Genomic DNA, 20623 nt, shown 5'->3' on the forward strand with positions numbered 1-20623 from the left:
GCTCACCCGTCCTTTCCGCTGTCGGGGCGGGGCGCGGCCGGTACCGCCCACTCCGCAGGCCGGGACGTGCCGGTGCCGTTGGGGTGGGCCGCTCGCGGGTACGGGCCGCGCAGCGCGGTGTACGGCCCGTCCCACAGCGTGCCGTCGGTGCGGTCCCCGGGATCGGGGTCGATGAGCACCACGCCGAGCACCGGGATGTGCAGGTCCGCGAGCTGTCTCGCGACGGTGTGCAGCCACGCGGCGCTGCCGTGTCCGGCCCGTACGACGAGGACGCTCCGGCCGCCGAGATAGCGCAGGTCGGTCCACGCCGTGCCCGGGGCGACCGAGCCGACGCCGAGCCGGCGCTGCCCCGGCGGCTGGGCCGGCTCCGTGCCGGGCCGGCCGCCGCCGGCCACGGACGGGTCCCCGGGCCGGTGACGGCCGCCGGCGAGCCGGCGGCCGGGCAGCCCGTCGACGATGACCACCGGCCCCTCCGCGGCGAGTGCCCGGGCGACGTCCCGGGCGAGGGCCGCCGTGCTGCGGGCGCAGCCCAGCTCCAGCAGCGACACCGGCTCCGCCGAGCCGCGCACGGTCCGGGCCACCGTGGTGGCGGCCCGGGCCCGCGCCGTACGGGTACGCCGGCGCTCCCACCGGCCGGCCGGCCGGCGGCGGGTGCGGGGCAGCTCCGCGACGACGGAGGCGCCGAGGTGCGCGGCGACGTCCCGGCGCAGCACGGGGCGGTCCGCCACCACCGAGCCGACCGCGGCCGCGGCGAGGCCCACCACGAGCCCGAGGACGAGCCCGATGCCGGCGTTGACGGCGGCCGACCGGAGCGGGGAGTGCTCCACCACGCGGGCGGCGTCCACGATCTGCGTACCGGCGACGAGCTGCGGTGTGCCGATGCGCGCCTCGGCGGCGCGCTGGTCGAAGTCGTCGATCCGCGAGGTGAGTTCGGCCCGGCGGGCGAAGAGCGACTCCAGGTTCGCCGACGCCTCCGGGTCGCTCCCCGCGGGTTCGTCGCCGATCGCCTCGTTGACCTCGTCGAGTTCGGACCGCATCTTGTCGCGCTCGTCGAGGAGCTTCTCGGCCTCGGCGTCCGCGGCTTCCCGCAGCCGCCGCACGTGGTCGGCGACGAACGCGTCGGCGAGCGCCGCGGCGCGGGCCACCGCCTGCGCGTCGCTGTCGCCCGTCGCCTCGATCCGCAGCAGGTTGTTGGTCACGCCTGCCCCCCGGTAGTCCCGCATGAAGTCCTCGGGGCGCTCCGGTGAGCCGAGGGCCGTGAGGGCCGCGCCGGCGATCCGGGTGGTCTTCAGCAGCGCGACGTCGGTGCGGATGAGCGTGCCGGGGTCGGTCGGCTGGTCCTGCTTGTGGGCGACCAGCACCGTCGTCGCCGCGGTCGGCGGCCGGGGCAGCAGGACCGTCACCGCGGCGCCGGCGAGCAGTCCCAGCAGCGCCGTGGCGCACCACAGGCGGCGGCGCCGGCGCACCGCCACCACCAGCGCGTGCAGGTCCAGCAGCGGGGCGGGCGCCGCCGGTTCCGGCGCCGTCCCCGTCGGCCCCGTCGTCCCGGCCGTCCCCGTCGTCACCACGGACCTCCCCCCGTGCCGTAGCCCACCGCGGCCTCCGGCGCCGCCGGCTCCGCGGGGCGGCCGGCCGGGCGCGCCGTACGGGCCCGGACCGCGCCGGCGACGACGAAGCCGACCACCTCGTGCGCCGCGTCCGCGCACGCCTCGGCGATGCCGGTGAGCTCCGCCGCGGTGCAGTTGCCGGCGCTGAGCACGACGAGGGCACCGGACTCGGCCTCGCGGTCCGGCACCGTCGGCCGGGCCGCCGAGACCTCCACCAGGCGCGGCGCGGGGTGCCCCCGGCCCGGACCGGCGCCGGGTCCTTCCGCGGCCTCGTACTCGGCGATGAGGCGTTCGGCGGCCCCGCGGCCGATCTCGTCGCCGTCCGGCACGACGACCAGCAGCCCCCGGCCCGGCGGCAGCCGGTCCCGCAGGCGGGCGCACACCCGCCGGTAGCGGATCCGCCTGCTGCTCTCGTCGCCGGAGGTCTGCGGGGGCGGCGTGTCCCACCGGGTGTCGGTGCCCAGCAGCCGGCGGGTGCGGGCCCGCGCGCCCCGGCCGTCCGGCCGCCGCCGCGCGGCCAGTCCGGCGGGCACGTCGACGGTGCCCAGCGGCGCCGCGCCGAGCGCCGCGCCGATCTCGGGTGCGGTGCGCGTCCGGCGGCTGGCGCGCGCGGCGGCGAGGTGGCCGACGACGGCGGCGAGGAAGAACAGCAGCGCCCCGGCGCCGACGAGCTGCACCCTCGTCGGCGGCGCCTCGCCGCCCGGCCGGGCCGCCGGGCCCATCACCACCATCGTGCCCTTGTCGGTCTGCGAGTCGGCCTGCTCCAGCTTGGCCATGGCCTCCTCCAGGGAGGTGCGCAGCTGCGCCAGCTCGGTCCGGGCCTGGACGCTCTCCACGGTCCGCCCCGGGTCCGTCGCCCCGGCCAGCTCGCTGATGCGGCGGCTGGTCCGTACCACCAGCTCCCGCAGCTCCTCGGGCCGCTCCGCCGCCGGGCCGCCGCCGCCCGCGCGGGCGATCCGGGCGGCGTACCCGACGAACTGCCCGGCCACCCGGTCGGCGAGCTGCTGCGCGCGCCGCGGGGAGCCGGCCGTGGCGGAGATCTCGATGATGTTCCCGTCCGCGGTCCCGGCGCTCACCTGGTCCCGCAGCCCGGCGCCGCCGGTTCCCGGCCACCCGAGCGCGTCGGCCGCGCGGTCGAGCACCACCGAGCTGGTCGCGATCTCCGCCTGGGTCCGCAGCTCGCGCTCCTCCCACTCCCCCTGGAGCAGGACGGCCGCCGAGGTCGCGTACCGGGGCGGGAACAGCAGGGAGACGCCGAAGCCGGCGAGCGCGCCCGCGGCGGCGACGACGGCGAGCAGCCGCCAGCGCCGGCGGAAGATCCGCCCGATCACGGCGAGCCGAATGGTGTCCTCGCTCAACGGTGCCGTTCCCTCCCGTCGGGGGCCGGGCCGGCCGCCGCCGGCGCCCGGTCGCCGCAGGCGGCGGCGTAGGCGGCGAGCAGCGACCGCTGGGAGTGCCGCCAGGCGAGCGGCCCGCCGATCCGCTCCCGGCCGGTCTCGCCCATCCGGGCCCGCCGCCGCGGGTCGTCCAGCAGCACCGCGATGAGCCTGGCGAACTCGGACACGTCGTCGGCGGGCGCGTAGGCGGCGGCGGCACCGGCGGAGACCCGCGCCTCCTTCAGGTCGAAGGAGACGATCGGCCGGCCCATCACCATGTACTCCAGGACCTTGTTCATGGTCGACACGTCGTTGAGCGGGCTGTGCGGGTCGGGGGACAGGCACACGTCCGCGGTGGACAGGTAGCGCACCAGGTCGGCGTCCGGCACCCGCCCGGTGAACTGCACCTGCTCCGCCAGCCCGAGCCGCCGGGCCAGCGCCACCATCGCCTCGAAGGTGTCGCCGGCGCCGACGAACACCGCGTGCCAGTCGGTCCGCCCCTGCTCGTCGCGGAGCTTCGCGAGGGCGCGCAGGGCGTAGTCGACGCCGTCCTGCGGGCCCATGACGCCGAGGTAGCACAGCAGATGGGGCTTGCCGCGCTTGAGCTCCGGCTCGGGCGGCACCGGCCGGAACCGCGCGGTGTCGGGGGCGCTGCGCACCACGAAGACGTCCTCCGGCCCGAGGCCGCCGCGGCGCAGCGCGACCTCCCGGTAGCTCTCGTTGGTGGCGAGCACGACGTCCGCGGCCCGGTAGGTCCGCCGCTCCAGCGCGCACACGGCGCGGTAAAGCCGGTCCCGGCCGCGGCCGAACCGGGAGAGGTACAGCTCGGGCACCAGGTCGTGCTGGTCGAAGACGAACCGGGCGCCGCGCCGCTTGAGCCAGAGCGCCGGCAGGAACAGCAGGTCGGGCGGGTTGCAGGCGTGGACCACGGCGACCGGGCCGACCTTCCGGGCCAGCCGGGCCGTGTGCCACAGCGCCGCCGTGTACTCCCGCAGGTAGCCGGCCGGTCCCCCGGTGGCCGCGCGCAGCGGGTAGCGGTGGATCCGTACCCCGTCGACCTCGGCCTCCGCCTCCGTGTCCCGCCCGCTTCCCCGGGGGCAGATGACGTGCACCTCCCAGCCCGCGTCGCGCAGCGTCGTGCACTCCTGCCACACCCGCCGGTCGAAGGGCACCGACAGGTTCTCCACCAGGACCAGCGCGCGGCGGCCCCGGCCGGCGCCGGCCGCGTCACCAGGCAAGGCCCACGTACTCCGGCTCGGCCCGGCGCGCCTCGGCGTCGGGGAGGCGGACGAGGTCGATGAGCACGGGCCCGCCGCGCCGCGGCAGCGCCGCCAGCACGGCCGGGTCCCGGGTCCCGACCAGGCACACCTCGGCGTGGTCGAGCACCTCGTGGACGGAGTCCGCGAGGAGCTGCGCGAGGTGCGGCAGCCGGGTCTCGACGTACGCGCGGTTGGCGCCGAGCAGCCGGGAGAGGTTCACGTTGGCGTCGTAGATCCGCAGGTCGTAGCCCTTGCCGAAGAGCCGCTCGGCCAGCTCGACGAGCGGGCTCTCGCGGAGGTCGTCGGTGCCGGGTTTGAAGGACAGCCCGAGCAGGCCGGCCCGGCGCTTGCCGGTGCGTTCGACCAGCTCCACCGCGCGTTGCAGATGGTCGGAGTTGGAGGGCAGCACGTGGGCGAGGATGGGCACCGAGACGTCGGCCCGCTGCGCGGCGTGGACCAGGCTGCGCAGGTCCTTGGGCAGGCAGGAGCCGCCGAAGGCGAAGCCGGGACGCAGGTAGGCGGGGCTGATGTTCAGCTTGCGGTCGGCGAGGAACACCTCCATCACCTGATGCGAGTCCACGCCGAGCGCCTGGCACACCGCGCCCAGCTCGTTCGCGAAGCCGATCTTGAGGCCGTGGAAGGCGTTGTCCGCGTACTTGATCGCCTCGGCCGTCGGCACCTGCACCCGGAACACCGGGCCGGGCAGGCCGTCGTACAGCTCCGCCACCACGTCGCCGCTGGCCGGGTCGAGCTGGCCGATGACGGTCTTGGGCGGGTCGAGGAAGTCCCGCACGCTCGTGCCCTCGCGCAGGAACTCCGGGTTGACCGCGACCCCGAAGTCCACCCCGGCGGTGCCGCCGGTGTACTTCTCCAGGAGGGGCACCAGCAGGTTCAGGCAGGTGCCCGGGAGCATGGTGCTGCGGAACACGACGGTGTGCCGGCGGCCCCGCCCGGCCCGTTCGGCGAGCGCGGCGCCGATCTGCTCGGTGACCCGTTCCAGGTACGTGGTGCACAGGCTGCCGTTGGGCGCGGACGGGGTGCCCACGCAGACCAGCGAGACGTCGCTGGCCGCAACCGCCTCGCGGACGTCGCCGGTGGCGCGCAGCGCCCCGGTCCGTACCGTCTCGGCGACCAGCTCGCCGAGCCGCTCCTCGACCACCGGGGCCCTGCCCTCGGTGACCAGGTCGACCTTCGCCGGGTTCACGTCCACCCCGATGACCTCGTGGCCGCGGCCGGCCAGCGACGCGGCCGAGACGCAGCCCACGTAGCCGAGCCCGAAGACGCTGATCCTCATCAGTACGCCCCCTGTCCCTGGAGCACCGCACGCGGTGTCTTCCACAAGATCACCGTGTCCAGCGCGAGCGACCAGTCCTCCACGTACCGCAGGTCGAGGCGGACCGCGTCCTCCCACGGCAGGTCGCTGCGGCCGCTGATCTGCCACAGGCCGGTGAGCCCGGGTTTGACCAGGAGCCGCCGCCGGAGGTCCGGTCCGTACGCGGCGGACTCCTCCGGCAGTCCGGGCCGCGGGCCGACGAGCGACATGGAGCCGGTGAGCACGTTGAGGAGCTGCGGGAGTTCGTCGACCGAGTACCGGCGCAGCGCGGCTCCCACCCGGGTCACCCGCGGATCCCGGCGGAGCTTGAACAGCAGGCCGGCGCCCTCGTTGCGGCCGGACAGCCCGGCACGGGAGCCGTCGGCCCCGGCGACCATGGTGCGGAACTTCAGGAGGGTGAACTCCCGGCCGTCCTTGCCGACCCGGCGCTGGCGGTACAGCGCCCCGCCCCGGCTGTCCGCCAGCACGAGCAGCGCGACGAGCACCATCAGCGGCGCGAACAGCACCAGCAGGACCGCCGCGCCCAGCCGGTCGACGACCTCCTTGACCACCCGGCGGCCCCCGGTGAAGGCCGGCATGCTGACCCGCAGCAGCGGGGTCCCGAGCACCGCGTCGACCCGCAGCCGCGGACCGGCGACCTCCATCAGCACGGGGGCCACGACCAGCTCGGCGTCGCCGCCTTCGAGGTCCCAGGCCAGCCGCCGCAGCCGGTCCGGCGACCAGTACGGGTCCGGGGTGACCGCGACGACCCGGTAGCCGCCGCGGCGGACGTGCCCGGCGACGTCGCCGAGGCTGCCGACGACCGGCACCCCGTCCAGCAGGTCGCCGTCGCTGCCGGGGCCGCCCGGCGTGCAGACCGCCGCCACCCGCCAGCCCGTCCGCGGGCACGTGCGGGCCCGCGCGATCAGGCCGCGCACGGTTTCCGGGCTCCCGGCGGCGAGCACCAGCCGCAGGCAGCGTCCCCGGCGGCGCTGCCGGTACAGCCACCGGCGCAGCAGGTACCGCCCGGTCACGGTGGTGAGCGCGATCGCCGGGATCGCCACGAAGATCCAGAGCTTGATGTTGCGCGAGGTGAGGGCGATGCCGCCGAGCGCCAGCACGACGACCGCCGCGGACAGCGCGCGCCCGAGCCGGCGGAACTCCTCGCCGCCCTGCCCGAGCACGGCCGGCGCCCACGCCCGGCCCACCGCCAGCGCGCCCAGCACCAGCAGCTCGGTCCCGACGGCGAGGACCACCCACTTCTCGTGCCAGTCGGCCGCGTCCCGGACCCCGAACAGGCCGCCGATCGCGGCCACCACCAGGGCGGTGGCCACCGTATCGCCGACGATCACGGCCCGGCGGTACCGCCGCTCCCAGCCGGCCGCGCAGCCGCCGCCCGCTCCGTTCGCCGGACGCCCGCGCGCCGACGCGATCGGGCTCACGAGGCCGACCCGCCGACCGGATCCTCCCAGACCGCCCACGGGTTCGACGTGTTCGTTCAACACTGATACCCCCCCGGGGAGGCGCCCGCCTCCCGCGATGGTGCTCCCCTCGGGAGGCCCTCGCTCCCCACGAGGGACACATCCCGGTATTTCAGTGCTACTTGAACAACGGGACCCGCCGAAACCCCGGGTGCTCCCCGCACCCGCGGCCCCACTCGGGCCCCACGGTCCGACCGCGACGCGTGGCCGTGGATCGATATCGGCAGCTTCGCGATCAAACAAGTGACGCATCGTCAATCTAGAGCATCGAGACCCGTATGCGGAGAGGTTGTATGAAATATCTACGCAGGATCTACGCGGGCGCCCTTACGAGTTCGTAGCCGACCCTGCGCGGTTTGCGCGAGTCGTTGACGCCGCGCCGGTTCGATCCTACGGTCACGTTCGAAGTTGCGATCGATATCCGAAATTTCGAACGCCGGAAGGTGCGCAATGACCCGTGCCGTGTCCACGGCCCGCCTCACGCTCGACTCCGCCTTCGTCGTCGCCGACGTGAGTCCGCGGATGTTCGGCTCGTTCGTCGAGCACCTCGGCCGCTGCGTCTACACCGGCGTCTACGAGCCCGGCCACCCGGCCGCCGACGAGGCCGGGCTGCGCAGCGACGTGCTCGGGCTCATCCGCGAGCTGGGGGTGACGACGATCCGCTATCCCGGCGGCAACTTCGTCTCCGGCTACCGGTGGGAGGACTCCGTGGGCCCGGTGGAGCGCCGGCCGCGGCGGCTCGACCCGGCCTGGCGGTCCACGGAGCCGAACCGCTTCGGCCTCGCCGAGTACGTCGCCTTCCTGCGCCGGCTCGGGCCGCAGGCCGAGCCCATGATGGCCCTCAACCTCGGCACCCGGGGCGTCGCCGAGGCGCTCGAACTGCTGGAGTACGCCAACCACCCGGCCGGCAGCGAGCTGTCGGACCGGCGCGTCGCCCACGGCGACAAGGCCCCGTACGGCATCCGGCTGTGGTGCCTGGGCAACGAGCTGGACGGACCCTGGCAGACCGGCCACAAGACGGCCGCCGAGTACGGCCGGCTGGCCGCCGAGACCGCCCGCGCCATGCGCCAGTTCGACCCGGGGCTGGAGCTGGTCGCCTGCGGCAGCTCGAACCGGGGCATGCCGACCTTCGCCGCGTGGGAGGCGACGGTGCTGGCCGAGACCTACGACCTGGTCGACTACGTCTCCCTGCACGCCTACTACGAGGAGCTGGACGGCGACCGCGACTCCTTCCTCGCCTCCGCCGCCGACATGGAGTCCTTCATCGAGAGCGTCGTGGCGACCTGCGACCACGTGGGCGCCCGGCTGAAGTCGGCCAAGCGCATCGGCCTCTCCTTCGACGAGTGGAACGTCTGGTACCAGTCCAGGCACCACGAGCGGACCGAGGCGGACCCCCTCGACTGGCCCGAGGCACCGCGCCTCCTCGAAGACAACTACAGCGTCGTCGACGCCGTCGTCTTCGGCTCCCTGCTCATCGCGCTGCTGCGGCACGCCGACCGGGTCGGCGTCGCCTGCCTCGCCCAGCTGGTCAACGTCATCGCGCCGATCATGACCGAACCCGGCGGCCCGGCCTGGCGGCAGACCACCTTCCACCCCTTCGCGCAGGCCGCGCGGTACGCCCGCGGCGGGCAGGTGCTGCACGTCGCCGCCGAGTCCCCCACGCACGAGACCGGGAAGTACGGCGAGGTGCCGCTGCTGTACGCGACGGCCGTCCGCGACCCGGAGTCGGGCGCGGTCACCGTCTTCGCCGTCAACCGCGACCAGCGGCGGCCACTGCCGCTGGAGGTGGCGCTGCACGGTCTCGCGGTCTCCGAGGTGGTGGAGCACAGCGCCCTGGCCGACGCCGACCCGGAGGCGCGCAACACCCTCGCGGACCCGGACCGGGTCGCCCCGCACCCCGTGCCCGGCACGACGCTGCGCGACGGGACGCTCAGCGCCGTCCTGGAGCCCCTGTCGTGGAACGTCATCCGCTTGAGCTGAACGCACGCACCAGGGAGGCGGCATGAACCGCGAACCACCCCTCAGCCGGCGGCGGCTGCTGACCGCCGGGGCCGGTGCGCTGGCGGCCGGCGCCGTGCCCGGCCTGGCCGCGGCCGGCTGCGCCGCGCCCTCGTTCACCGCCGAAGGCAAGACCCCGCTGCGCTACTGGCACCTCTTCGGCGGCGGCGACGGCGCGAACATGACCGCCATGGTCGACGCCTTCGACGCCGAGCACCCGGACATCGACATGCAGGCCACCCAGCTCGACTGGGGCCCTCCGTACTACACGAAGCTGGGCATGGCCGGCGCCGGCGGCCGCGCGCCCGACGTGGGCGTGCTGCACCTCACCCGGCTCGCCGGGTTCGGCCCCGGCAAGCTGCTCGACCCCTTCGACCCGGGCCGGCTGGAGGCGCACGGCATCACCCCCGACCGCTTCCCGCCGGAGATCTGGCGGCGCGGGCAGGTGGACGGCGAGCAGTACGCGATCCCGCTCGACACCCACCCGATCGTGCTCTACTACCACACCGAGATCTGCGAGGAGGCCGGGCTGCTCACCGACGACGGCGGCCTGAAGCCCATCCGGGGGGTCCGCGCGTTCGTCGAGGCGCTGCGCACCGCCAAAGAGGTCACCGGCGCACCGCCGCTGGTCGCCGAGACCCTCGGCACCGACACCGTCACCCCCTGGCGGCTCTTCAACACCTTCTACTCGCAGACCGGCGGCACCGTGCTGTCGGAGGACGGCACGCGGATCACCATCGACGACGCCAAGGCCATGGAGGTCCTGGAGTTCATGGCGATGCTCACCGACGAGGGCCTGATGGTGCGGCGCGCCGACTACCCCGGCTCCGTCGGCATCTTCGGCGCCGGCGAAACCGCCTTCTCCCTCAACGGCGAGTGGGAGGTGACCACGTACACGACCAACAAGCTGCCGTTCTCCATGACCCGGGTGCCCGCGCTCTTCGGCCGGCCCACCGTCTACGCGGACAGCCACTCCTTCGTGCTGCCGCACCAGGGCACGCGGTCCGGTGCGGCGAACGAGGCCGGGTACGCCTTCGTCGCCTGGATGCTGGAGCACTCCGTGGACTGGGCCAAGGGCGGCCACGTGCCGGCCTACCTGCCCACGCTTGAGGACCCGGCCTATCTGGAGCTGCGGCCGCAGTCCGCGTACCGGTCCGTCATCGACGACGTCGTGCTCGACCCGGCCGTCTGGTTCGCCGGCTCCGCCTCGCTGCTGCAGATCGAGCTGGGGGCGGTCTTCTCCAGCGTCTTCACCGGCTCCCGCAGCCCGCAGGGCGCGCTGCGCGAGGCGAAGTCGCGGCTGCGGAAGCTGCTGGACACCCCCGACCCGATAGGAGGCGCCGTATGACCGCCACCAGCGTCGCCGTTCCGGCGGCGCCGGAGCCGGCGGCGGTGCCCTCGGCGCGGCCCGCCGGCGTCCGCCGCAAGTGGACCGAGCACGGGCTGGTCTTCATCGCCCCCTTCCTCCTCGTCTACGGGATGTTCCTGCTCTGGCCGCTGGTCTTCGGCGTCCACCTCAGCCTGCGCAGCGACAACATCACCGGCTCCGGCGGCGAGTACGTCGGGTTCGACAACTACACCGAGGCGTTCCGCGACGAGAACGTCTGGTCCTCGCTGTGGAACACCGTGTGGTTCACGGTCCTGTCCACGATTCCGCTCGTCGTCATGGGCCTCGTCTTCGCCCTGCTGGCGCACAATCTGCGCTTCGTGCAGTGGCTGTGGCGGCTCAGCTGGTTCGCGCCCTTCGTGCTGCCGTCCGGCGTCGTCGGGCTGCTCTTCCTCTGGGTGATCTACCCGTCCGACTTCGGCTTCGCCGACCAGCTCCTCGCCCAGTTCGGGCTGCACCCGGACATCGGGTGGCTCACGGACGAGCGGTACGCGATGCTGTCGATCGTCCTGACCACGGTGTGGTGGACGGTCGGCTTCAACTTCCTGCTCTACCTCGCCGCGCTCCAGTCCATCCCGCAGCACCTGTACGAGGCCGCGGAGCTGGACGGCGCCGGCCCCTGGCACCGGCTGCGGCACATCACGCTGCCGCTGCTGCGGCGCACCACGGGCGTGGTCCTGGTGCTCCAGATCCTCGCCTCGCTGAAGGTCTTCGACCAGATCTACATCATGACCGGGGGCGGCCCCGACGACTCCACCCGGCCGATCCTGCAGTACGTCTACCAGTCGGGCTTCACCGGCTACCGGATCGGCTACGCCTCCGCCGTCTCGTACATCTTCTTCGCTCTGATCGTGCTGGTCGCGCTGGTCCACCTGCGGCTGGCCCGCCGTAACGCCGAGGAGTCGTCATGAGTGCACCGGCCGCAGCCTCGGGCCGCAGGCCCCGTTGGACCCGTGGGCGCGTCGCCCTGGTCGCCGTCGCGCTGGCGCTCGTCGTGGTGTGGGTGCTGCCGCTCGCCTGGGCGCTGTCGATCTCGCTGAAGCCGGACGCCGAGACGACGCGGACCGGGCTGGACTGGATCGGCTCGACGATCACGTTCGACGCCTACGAGGCGGTGTGGGAGACCGGCGACGTCGGCCGCTGGCTGTTCAACACCGCCTACATCGCCACCATGACCACCCTGCTGACCGTGGCGCTCTGCGCGATGGCCGCCTACGGCTTCGCGCGCACCGAGTTCCGCGGCCGCAAGGCCCTCTACGCGCTCGTGCTGGCCGGGATCATGGTGCCGCCGCAGGTGCTGATCGCGCCGCTGTTCGCGGAGATGGTCCAGCTGGGGCTGGTGGACACGTACTGGGGCGTGATCCTGCCCCAGGTGGCGGTGCCCGCGATGGTGTTCATCCTGGTGAAGTTCTTCGAGGGGGTGCCGCGCGAGCTGGAGGAGGCGGCGTTCGTCGACGGGGCGGGCCGCTGGCGGGTCTTCTTCACGATCGTGCTGCCGCTGTCACGGCCGGTGCTCGCCGCCGTCGCGATCTTCACCTTCATCTCGACCTGGAACAACTTCCTCTGGCCGTTCCTGGTGACGACCGACCCGAACGGCATGACCCTGCCCGTCGGGCTGGTGAACGTCCAGTCGTCCTACGGCGTGCGCTACGCGCAGATGATGGCGTCCGTCGTCATGGGCGGGCTGCCGCTGCTGGTGGTCTTCGCGATCTTCCAGCGGCAGATCGTGCGCGGCATCGCCCACACCGGGCTGGCCGGCCAGTGACCCAGGCGGGCGATCGGTCCGTACCGCCCCCGCGGGCCCGCTCCGTACGGGCCGCACCCCGCCCCCGGGCGGCTGTCCGCCGCGGGTGCCTCCGTCCAGAGCAGTCCAACCGGCGCGGCGGCCCCGGAACCCGCAGGCTGGACGGATATGAGAGGCCCGCGAGGTTACGACACGTGCCGCCGGCCGCTGTGCCGGGCCGCCGCCGGCGTCGGCGGCACGGTTGCGGCCGCCTTCACCGTGCTGGCCCTCGCCGGGGCCCCGCCCTTCGGCGCCGGCCCGGAGCGGGCCGTACGGGAGCCGGAGGCCACCGCCAGTCCGTTCTCCCCGGTCGACACGCTCCGCCCCGCGATCACTCTCCGTGACCAGTGGGGCGCCGATCCGCGCCTCCTCGACCAGAAGCCGCGCTACGCGGACGGCGTACACGCGGTGGTCATCCACCACACCGGCCACGCCAACGACTACGACTGCTCCGACAGCCCCCATCTCGTGCGCGAGATCTACGCGACGCACGCGGTCGGCAAGGACTGGGGGGACATCGGCTACAACTTCCTGGTCGACAAGTGCGGCACGATCTTCGAGGGCCGGCTCGGTGGCGTGGACCGTGCCGTGGTCGGGGCGCACACCATCGGCCTCAACCGGGGCACGGCCGGAATCGCCGCGATCGGCACGTACACGGAGGGCGTGCGCGTGCCGAAGGCGCTGCGGGAGTCCGTGGCCAGGCTGGTCGCGTGGAAGCTCGGGCTCACCGGGGCCGCCCCCGGCGCCCGTGCCCGGCTGGTCTCCACGAACAGCAGCAGCCGGTTCCCGAAGGGCACCTCCGTCACCGTGCCGAGCGTCCTCGGGCACATCGGGGCGTACGAGACGAACTGCCCCGGAGAGGCGCTCGTGCGCCTGCTCCCCCTCGTCCGCAAGGAGGCGGCCCGCCTGCAGAACAAGGCGAGGGTGCTGGTCAAAGGAGGCGGCGGAGGAGACCTGAAGCCGGGGAAGCACGGGGCGGAGGGCCGACCGGCCGGGACCGGACGCGCAGCGGCCGGCTGACCCCGGTGACCGGCCCGGCAGCCGGGTCCCCGCACCACGTCCGGCATCCCGCACAAGGGTCCCCGGGACACCGACACGGTGTCGGGGACCGGTCCCCGCACGCCCGTGAGAGCGTGACCGACCTGCCGGAGCCTGCCGGAGCCCGGCGGAGCCGGCCGCGGGCACCGCAACCGCAACCGTTCGGCATCGGGTCGCGCACCGCGGCTGACCTGGTGCTTCAACCACAGTGAGGCCCTGTGAGACGACTCTACCGCGCGCTGCTGGCCGGCTTGTTAGCCCTCGGCATCTCGGCCGTGTACCACCCGCTCGCATCCGCATCCGCATCGGCCGACCCCGGCAACCGCCTGCCGGTCACGGACGTCGTGGCCAGCACCGACGACGGCAACGTCGCCGCCAACACCCTCGACGGCGACCTGAGCACCCGCTGGTCCGCCGAAGGCGACGGCGTCTGGATCCGCTACGACCTCGGCACAGCCCAGACCATCGGCTCCACCTCCCTGGCCTGGCACCAGGGAAACACCAGAACCAGCACCTTCGACGTCGAGGTGTCCGACGACGGATCGTCCTGGACACCCGTCCTGACGGAGAAGAGGACCAGCGGCACCACCCTCCAGCCCGAGAACTACGACTTCGCCGACGTCACCGCCCGCTACCTGCGCGTCGTCGGCCACGGCAACACCACCAACGACTGGACCAGCATCACCGAGACGGCGGTCTACGGCGCCGACGGCAACGGCGGCTCCTGCACCTACCCCGCCGACGTACTGGACCTGACGAACTGGTACATCGGACTGCCCATCGGCGACGAGGAATCACCCACCAACGTCGAGCAGCCCGAACTCGACACCTTCTCCATCGACCCCTGGTTCACCACCACCGAGAACTGCGACGCCGTCCGGTTCCGCTCCGCCGTCAACGGCGTCACCACCAGCGGCTCCAGCTACCCCCGCTCGGAACTGCGCGAGATGACCGACTCCGGCCAGACCAAAGCAAGCTGGAACTCGACCTCCGGCACCCACACCATGGTCATCGACCAGGCCATCACCGACCTCCCCCAGGACAAACCGGAAGTCGTCGCCGGACAGATCCACGACTCCGACGACGACGTCTCCGTCTTCCGCCTCGAAGGCGAAAAGCTCTACGTCACCAGCCCCGACGACAGCAACCACCACCTGGTCGACGACAACTACGAACTCGGCACCAGATTCCAGGCGAAATTCGTCGTCAGCAACGACGAGATCAAGACCTACTACAACGGCGAACTCCAGACCACGCTCTCCGAAGAATTCTCCGGCGCCTACTTCAAAGCCGGCGCCTACACCCAGGCCAACTGCGGCAACTCCTCCCCCTGCAGCGACGACAACTACGGCCAGGTCGAAATCTACGGACTGAACGTCACCCACGACGACGGCGCCTCTCCGGGGACTTCGGTGCCGGTCACGGACGTCGTGGCCAGCACCGACGACGGCAATGTCGCCGCCAACACCCTCGACGGCGACCTGAACACCCGCTGGTCCGCCGAAGGCGACGGCGTGTGGATCCGCTACGGCCTCGGCGAGGTCACCACCGTCGGCTCGGTGGCGCTGGCCTGGCACGACGGCGACAGCCGGAGAGCGACGTTCGACGTCCGGCTCTCCGAGGACGGCTCGACGTGGACGACCGTCCTGTCCCGGGCCACCAGCAGCGGCACCACCCGCGGCCTGGAGACGTACGACTTCGCCGACACGCCCGCCCGCTACGTGCAGATCGTCGGACACGGCAACGACTCCCCCGACTCGGCCGGGTGGACGAGCATCACGGAGGCGGCCGTCTCCGCCCCCGGCGACGACCCGCCGCCGCCCGGACAGTCCCTCGGCGTCGGCGGCGTGGCGACCCCGCCCGGCGCGATCCTCGTCCCGGACCAGGACTCCAGGTACGAGATAGAGTCCGGCGGCACCGCGGCCGACCCCGAGGTCTACGACTGCCGGGGCAACACCATCCGCGGCGGCGTACGGATCGAAGCCGACCACGTGGTCATCCAGAACTGCTACGTGGACGCCGAGCAGCAGTACGGCATCTACTCGGACAACAACACCGACGTGACCATCCAGAACAACGACATCAAGGGCGTCGAGGGCCCCGGCGACCTCAACGCCATCACCTTCTTCGGCGACCGGCACAAGATCCTCTACAACACCGCCGTCAACTTCGTGACCGGCGACCCGGGCGACAGCCACACCGACTTCATCCAGACCTGGGTCTCCGACTCGCACCCCGTCGCGAGCGACGACGTCCAGATCCGCGGCAACAAGGCCGTCGGCCCGGCGAACCCGGACCGCGAGGACAGCATCCCCAGCATCCACCAGTGGCTCATGGCCGAGGACTACGGCCGCGGCGGCAACTCCGGCGGCAACACCGACGGCATGAGGAACTGGATCGTCGCGGACAACGAGATGGGCGACAGCTGGAACCAGTCCATCAAGCTGGACGGCCCGGACGACGTGTCGATCACCCGCAACGACTTCGTGGGCTCCTCGACCCGGGTCATGGAGGTCACCTCGGCCTCCACCGGCGTCGAGTTCTACGGCGACAACCGGGTCGGCGAGGGCTACGGCTCGATCGGCATGACGGTCACCCCGGGCGACGGACCTCCCTGACCGGGGGCGCGGCAGGCAGCGGGCCGACGGCCCGTCGGGGGGCGGTCTCGCGGAGGCCGCCCCTCGGCCGTGTCCCGCCGCGCGGGAGCGGCGCCCCGGCCGGGTGCGCCGGCGGCCCGCCGTCGCGGGGTCCACCGGGCGGTGGACGCCGGGTTCCACCGGTCGCCGCTGTCCCGGGGCCCGCCGCGGCGAGCAGCATCGACACGTCGGGCCGCGCACCCGCGGCCGCCGCCCCGGCAGGAGGAGAGATTCGTGTCCCGTCTGCGCCAAGCCGTCGTCCTCGGCCTCTGCGTTTCCGCCGTCGCCGCCCCCCAGGCACTCGCCCGGCCCGCCGGTGGCCCGGGCCCCGGCCCCGTGGCGGCGGCGCCCGTCCTGTCCTGGCGCCCGTGTCCCCAGCCCGGCGGCCCCGCCGGGCAGGAGTGCGCCGAGCTGCCCGTGCCGCTGGACTACCGCGACCCCGAAGGCCCGCACCTCACCCTCGCGCTGTCCCGGCTGCGCAGCGAGGCCCCGGCGGAGCGGCGCGGGACGCTGCTGGTGATCCCCGGCGGTCCCGGCGCCTCCGGCGTGGAGCGCCTGACACGGCGCGGGGAGGCGCTGCGCGCGGAGCTGGGCGGCACGTACGACCTCGTCGGCCTCGACCCGCGCGGCGTGGGCGGCAGCACCACGGCGACGTGCGGCCTCGACCCGGCGGACCGGACCCTGATGGCGCTGCGGCCGTGGCCGGGCGCCGGCGGCCGGATCGGCGAGAACGTCGCCCGCGCCCGGCGCACCGCCGAGGCGTGTGCCCGCAACGGCGGCGCGGTGCTGCGCAGCTTCTCCACCGCCAACCAGGTGCGCGACATCGAGCGGCTCCGGCGGGCGCTGGGTGCGGAGCGGCTCTCGGCGTACGCGACCTCGTACGGAAGCTACGTGGCGGCGGGCTACGCGCAGCGGCACCCGGGGCGCACCGACCGCCTGGTGCTGGACGGCAGCGGCGACCCCGACCCGAAGCGGGTCGGGCGGGGCTGGCTGGCGAACATCGCCCGGGGCGCGGAAGACCGCTTCCCCGACTTCGCCGGCTGGGCGGCGGACCCCGCCCGCGCGGACGAGGGACTGCGGCTGGCGGAGCGGGCGGCGGACGTCCGTCCGCTCTTCCTCGACCTGGCGGCGGAGCTGGACCGCGCCCCGCGGCGGACGACCACCGACGGTGTCCCGCTGACCGGCAACCGGCTGCGCCAGGCGATGCACAGCGCCCTGTACGCCGACGCCGCGTTCCCCGCGCTGGCGCGGCTCGTCCAGCAGGCCCGGGACCCGGGCGCCACGCCCGTGCTGCCGCCGGAGCTGACCGCGACGCTGCCCGACTCCGACGCGGCCGTGGCCCACGCGGTCCTGTGCAACGACGTGCGCTGGCCCGCGTCCGTGCCCGCGCACCGGCGCGCGGTGGCCGCCGACCGCGCCGGGCACCCGCTGACCGCCGGGATGCCCGTGAACATCACGCCGTGCTCCTTCTGGCGGACCGCGCCCGCCGACAAGCCCGTACGGATCACCGACGAGGGCCCGTCCAACGTCCTCATGGTGCAGAACCTCCGCGACCCGGCCACCCCCTACGCCGGCGCCCTGCGGATGCGCGCGGCCCTCGGGGACCGGGCCCGCCTGGTCACGGTCGACAGCGGCGGTCACGGCTCCTACCTGGCCAACGGCAACGCCTGCGGCGACCGCGCCGTCACCGCCTTCCTCACGACGGGCCGGCGCCCCGCCGCCGACACCTTCTGCCCGGGCTGAGCCCGGGAGGCCCGGCGGGAGACCGCGGCGCGGGGGTGGTGGGCCCGCGCCGCGGACGCTTTCCGGGTCAGGGGCGCGGGGTCAGCCGCTGCAGGAGACCGTGGGCCAGTTCCAGTTGCCGTTGGCCTGGATGGTCACGCCCCAGTTGTTGCCGTTGCCGTTGGGCCTGGCGACGAGCGTCTGGCTGTCGGGGTAGCTGGCGCTGATGTTCCAGGTCGCGATGATCTTCGCGGGCGACGGGACGTTCATCGTGACGGTCCAGTTGCTGGAGCCGGACGTCGCGACGTTCAGGTTGTACCGGTCGCCCCACCTCTCCCCGGCGGACAGGGTCGAGGTGCAGCCGCCGGGGTCGCCCGGATCGCCGGGATCGCCGCCGCCGGTGCCGTCCACCGTGATGTTCGAGCTGCCGCTGCTCTGGTAGCCCTCGGTGGCCATGATCATGTAGTAGCGGAAGTCGCCCAAGTTCATTCCGTTGCGGGCCCAGGCGTCGAAGTGGGTGCCGGTGTTGATGGTGCCGCCGGAGCGCCTGCCGCGGTTGACGCTCCAGTACTGCGGGGAAGGTCGCGGTGCCTTCCACGGACGGCTTGTCGTAGCGCATCGTCCGGTAGATGTCGTACGTGGTGCCGTCGCTGGTGACCGAGCCGCGGTTCTCGCCGGTGGGCCGGTAGCTGCCGTAGTTCTCGACGATGTAGTACTCGACGAGCGGGTTCGAGGTCCAGCCGTAGAGGCAGAGGTAGCCGTTGCCGGACGGGCTGAAGCTGCCGGAGTAGTTCACGTTGCGGCGGCTGCCGTTGCTCCAGCCCTTGCCGCAGACGAAGTTGCCGGTGTTGCCCCACGAGGTGCTGTACTGGCCTCCGGATCCCATGGTCATGGAGACCGTGCCCTGCGCGTCGGTCCAGAACGAGTAGTAGTACCCGTTGTGCGTGCCGGTCTGGTTGGTGGTGACGGTCTGGGCGTGCGCCGTGCCCGGCAGCAGCAGCGGCGACGCCGCCGCCGCGGCCAGTGCGCCGGCGCCGCCGACGACGAATCGTCTTCGGCCGAGCGAGCGGGCGGGGTCGTGGTGCGTGTCCATGCTTCCTCCTCGACAAAGGCTGGAGAGGGGCAGGCAGCGTGAGGTGACAGGACGAACGCGTCGGCGGGATGGAGTGGTCACCGTCACGCCTGTCGATGCCATGACAGTTTCCCAGCCCTCGCCTCGCTGTCAACACTTTCTGAACTGTCAGCGCAAATTTCGAACCGCCCCCAACCGACAGCACAGGCCGCTCACTTGCCACAACGGCCGGAAGACCCTGCCACCCCGGGCCCTCCGGCCCCGCGTTGAGCGGGAAACGACAAGATCAGATGCTTCGAAACTTTCGCGAAAGTCGGGGTTGACGTCGGTCAACGGTTCCCTATCATCCTTCTTGCTCGACCTATCGACCCGTGTTCGATATGTCGAATAGAACGGCACCGCGTCACCGGAACCCCTTCGAGGATGAGAAGGACGAGGAGCCCCCATGCCCAGACGAAGTTCCAGCCGCAGACATCCGCTCGTGGTGTTCGCCACCGCGGTCGCGGTCCTGATCGGGCTGGCGCCCGCGCTCGTCGCCGGCCCGGCCCAGGCGGCGAGCACCGGCGCCTTGCGCAGCGCCGCATCCGACCGGTGTCTCGACGTGTCGGGCGCCAGTCAGGAGGACGGCGCGTACCTGCAGATCTGGGACTGCCACGGCGGGGCCAACCAGCAGTGGACGTACACGGACGACGGCCGGCTGACCGTGTACGGGGACAAGTGCCTGGACGTTCCCGACCATGCGACCACCGCCGGCACCCGGGTGCAGATCTGGTCGTGCAGCGGCGGCGCGAACCAGCAGTGGCAGGTGAACGCCGACGGCACGATCGTCGGCCTGGAGTCCGGGCTGTGCCTGGACGTCGAGGGCGCCGACACGGCCAACGGCACGGCGGTCGTGCTGTGGACGTGCAACGGCGGCAGCAACCAGGAGTGGGCCGGCCTGTCCGGGACACCGGGCGGCGAGTGCGCGCTTCCGTCGACCTACCGGTGGTCGTCGACGGGGGCGCTGGCGCAGCCGGCGCACGGGTGGGTCTCGCTGAAGGACTTCACCAACGTGGTGCACAACGGCCGGCACCTGGTCTACGGGACCAGGGTGGAGGGGTCGTCGTACGGCTCGATGGTGTTCAGCCCCTTCACCAACTGGTCGGACATGGGATCGGCCGGCCAGAACGAGATGAACCAGGCCGCGGTGGCACCCACGCTGTTCTACTTCGCGCCCAAGAACGTCTGGGTGCTGGCGTACCAGTGGGGTTCGTGGCCCTTCATCTACCGCACGTCGAGCGACCCCACCAACCCCAACGGCTGGTCCTCGCCGCAGCCGCTGTTCACCGGGAGCATCTCCGACTCCGGCACCGGCCCGATCGACCAGACCCTGATCGCCGACGACCAGAACATGTACCTGTTCTTCGCCGGCGACAACGGCAGGATCTACCGGGCGAGCATGCCGATCGGAAACTTCCCGGGCAACTTCGGCTCGTCGTACACGACGATCATGAGTGACTCGACGAACAACCTGTTCGAAGGCGTCCAGGTCTACAAGGTCAAGGACCGGAACCAGTACCTCATGATCGTGGAGGCGATAGGCGCGAACGGGCGCTACTTCCGCTCGTTCACGTCCTCCAGCCTCAACGGCTCCTGGACCCCGCAGGCCACGAGCGAGAGCAACCCCTTCGCGGGCAAGGCCAACAGCGGCGCCACCTGGACAAACGACATCAGCCACGGCGACCTGGTCCGCACCAACCCCGACCAGACCATGACCATCGACCCCTGCAACCTGCAGTTCCTCTACCAGGGGATGGCCCCCGGCTCCGGAGGCCCGTACGACCAGCTGCCCTGGCGGCCCGGCGTCCTCACCCTGCGGCGCTGACCCGCCCCGCCCACGGAGCGGACGCCGGCACCGCTCCACGGAACCCCGGCCGCACGGCGGCCGGGGTTCCGCCGTCCGGCCCGGTGGC

General features: G+C 73.2%; 13 protein-coding genes and 1 pseudogene. 8 read left to right on the forward strand and 6 right to left on the reverse strand.

The genetic code is table 11. The features are described from left to right. Window positions 1–2: 2 nt before the first annotated feature. The 5 genes from ACHZ99_RS08740 to ACHZ99_RS08760 are packed head-to-tail and all read right to left on the reverse strand — an operon-like array spanning window position 3 to window position 7035. Entirely contained in the window at window positions 3–1565 is a 1563-nt protein-coding gene (locus ACHZ99_RS08740) for a Wzz/FepE/Etk N-terminal domain-containing protein (RefSeq protein WP_420303826.1), read from the reverse strand. Next, entirely contained in the window at window positions 1562–2965 is a 1404-nt protein-coding gene (locus ACHZ99_RS08745; RefSeq protein ID WP_420303827.1) for a polysaccharide biosynthesis protein, read from the reverse strand. The genes ACHZ99_RS08740 and ACHZ99_RS08745 overlap by 4 nt, the downstream gene beginning before the upstream one ends. Continuing rightward, complete coding sequence (locus ACHZ99_RS08750) at window positions 2962–4221, reverse strand: glycosyltransferase family 4 protein (protein WP_420303828.1); 1260 nt, start codon at window positions 4219–4221, stop codon at window positions 2962–2964. Before ACHZ99_RS08750 ends, ACHZ99_RS08745 begins: the two co-directional genes overlap by 4 nt. Next, window positions 4211–5536, reverse strand: a complete 1326-nt coding sequence (locus ACHZ99_RS08755) for a nucleotide sugar dehydrogenase (RefSeq protein ID WP_420303829.1) — start codon at window positions 5534–5536, stop codon at window positions 4211–4213. Before ACHZ99_RS08755 ends, ACHZ99_RS08750 begins: the two co-directional genes overlap by 11 nt. After that, window positions 5536–7035, reverse strand: coding sequence for a sugar transferase (locus tag ACHZ99_RS08760; protein WP_420304024.1), 1500 nt, complete (start codon window positions 7033–7035; stop codon window positions 5536–5538). The genes ACHZ99_RS08755 and ACHZ99_RS08760 overlap by 1 nt, the downstream gene beginning before the upstream one ends. 450 nt (window positions 7036–7485) lie before the next feature. Between ACHZ99_RS08760 and ACHZ99_RS08765 the strand changes: the two genes are divergently transcribed. The 7 genes from ACHZ99_RS08765 to ACHZ99_RS08795 all read left to right on the forward strand — a co-directional run bounded on the left by ACHZ99_RS08765 (window position 7486) and on the right by ACHZ99_RS08795 (window position 17620). Further along, entirely contained in the window at window positions 7486–9015 is a 1530-nt protein-coding gene (locus tag ACHZ99_RS08765) for an alpha-N-arabinofuranosidase (protein ID WP_420303830.1), read from the forward strand. Between the two features lie 22 nt (window positions 9016–9037). Next, complete coding sequence (locus ACHZ99_RS08770) at window positions 9038–10381, forward strand: extracellular solute-binding protein (protein ID WP_420303831.1); 1344 nt, start codon at window positions 9038–9040, stop codon at window positions 10379–10381. Beyond that, on the forward strand, window positions 10378–11331 hold the full coding sequence (locus ACHZ99_RS08775) for a carbohydrate ABC transporter permease (RefSeq protein WP_420303832.1): 954 nt from the start codon (window positions 10378–10380) through the stop codon (window positions 11329–11331). The genes ACHZ99_RS08770 and ACHZ99_RS08775 overlap by 4 nt, the downstream gene beginning before the upstream one ends. Further along, on the forward strand, window positions 11328–12185 hold the full coding sequence (locus tag ACHZ99_RS08780) for a carbohydrate ABC transporter permease (protein ID WP_420303833.1): 858 nt from the start codon (window positions 11328–11330) through the stop codon (window positions 12183–12185). The genes ACHZ99_RS08775 and ACHZ99_RS08780 overlap by 4 nt, the downstream gene beginning before the upstream one ends. A 147-nt stretch (window positions 12186–12332) precedes the next feature. Continuing rightward, window positions 12333–13223, forward strand: coding sequence for an N-acetylmuramoyl-L-alanine amidase (locus ACHZ99_RS08785; RefSeq protein WP_420303834.1), 891 nt, complete (start codon window positions 12333–12335; stop codon window positions 13221–13223). A 236-nt stretch (window positions 13224–13459) separates the two neighbouring features. Next, on the forward strand, window positions 13460–15859 hold the full coding sequence (locus ACHZ99_RS08790) for a polysaccharide lyase family 7 protein (RefSeq protein WP_420303835.1): 2400 nt from the start codon (window positions 13460–13462) through the stop codon (window positions 15857–15859). A gap of 252 nt (window positions 15860–16111) precedes the next feature. Then, window positions 16112–17620, forward strand: coding sequence for an alpha/beta hydrolase (locus ACHZ99_RS08795; RefSeq protein WP_420303836.1), 1509 nt, complete (start codon window positions 16112–16114; stop codon window positions 17618–17620). Window positions 17621–17701: 81 nt separating this feature from the next. Here ACHZ99_RS08795 and ACHZ99_RS08800 read toward each other — a convergent pair. Beyond that, window positions 17702–18692: pseudogene (locus tag ACHZ99_RS08800) on the reverse strand (glycoside hydrolase family 11 protein). A 424-nt stretch (window positions 18693–19116) separates the two neighbouring features. Between ACHZ99_RS08800 and ACHZ99_RS08805 the strand changes: the two are divergent. Next, a complete protein-coding gene (locus ACHZ99_RS08805) occupies window positions 19117–20535 on the forward strand; it encodes a non-reducing end alpha-L-arabinofuranosidase family hydrolase (RefSeq protein WP_420303837.1) in 1419 nt (472 codons plus the stop codon). Window positions 20536–20623: the final 88 nt, after the last annotated feature.

The organism is Streptomyces sp. MAR4 CNX-425 (assembly GCF_048656465.1).
Lineage (GTDB): Bacteria > Actinomycetota > Actinomycetes > Streptomycetales > Streptomycetaceae > Streptomyces.

Bases quoted from the DNA above. Each gene is read 5' to 3' on its own strand.
- ACHZ99_RS08785 (WP_420303834.1), top strand. From the start codon at position 12,333: ATGAGAGGCCCGCGAGGTTACGACACGTGCCGCCGGCCGCTGTGCCGG.
- ACHZ99_RS08780 (WP_420303833.1), top strand. From the start codon at position 11,328: ATGAGTGCACCGGCCGCAGCCTCGGGCCGCAGGCCCCGTTGGACCCGT.
- ACHZ99_RS08755 (WP_420303829.1), bottom strand. From the start codon at position 5,536: ATGAGGATCAGCGTCTTCGGGCTCGGCTACGTGGGCTGCGTCTCGGCC.
- ACHZ99_RS08775 (WP_420303832.1), top strand. From the start codon at position 10,378: ATGACCGCCACCAGCGTCGCCGTTCCGGCGGCGCCGGAGCCGGCGGCG.
- ACHZ99_RS08765 (WP_420303830.1), top strand. From the start codon at position 7,486: ATGACCCGTGCCGTGTCCACGGCCCGCCTCACGCTCGACTCCGCCTTC.
- ACHZ99_RS08770 (WP_420303831.1), top strand. From the start codon at position 9,038: ATGAACCGCGAACCACCCCTCAGCCGGCGGCGGCTGCTGACCGCCGGG.
- ACHZ99_RS08805 (WP_420303837.1), top strand. From the start codon at position 19,117: ATGCCCAGACGAAGTTCCAGCCGCAGACATCCGCTCGTGGTGTTCGCC.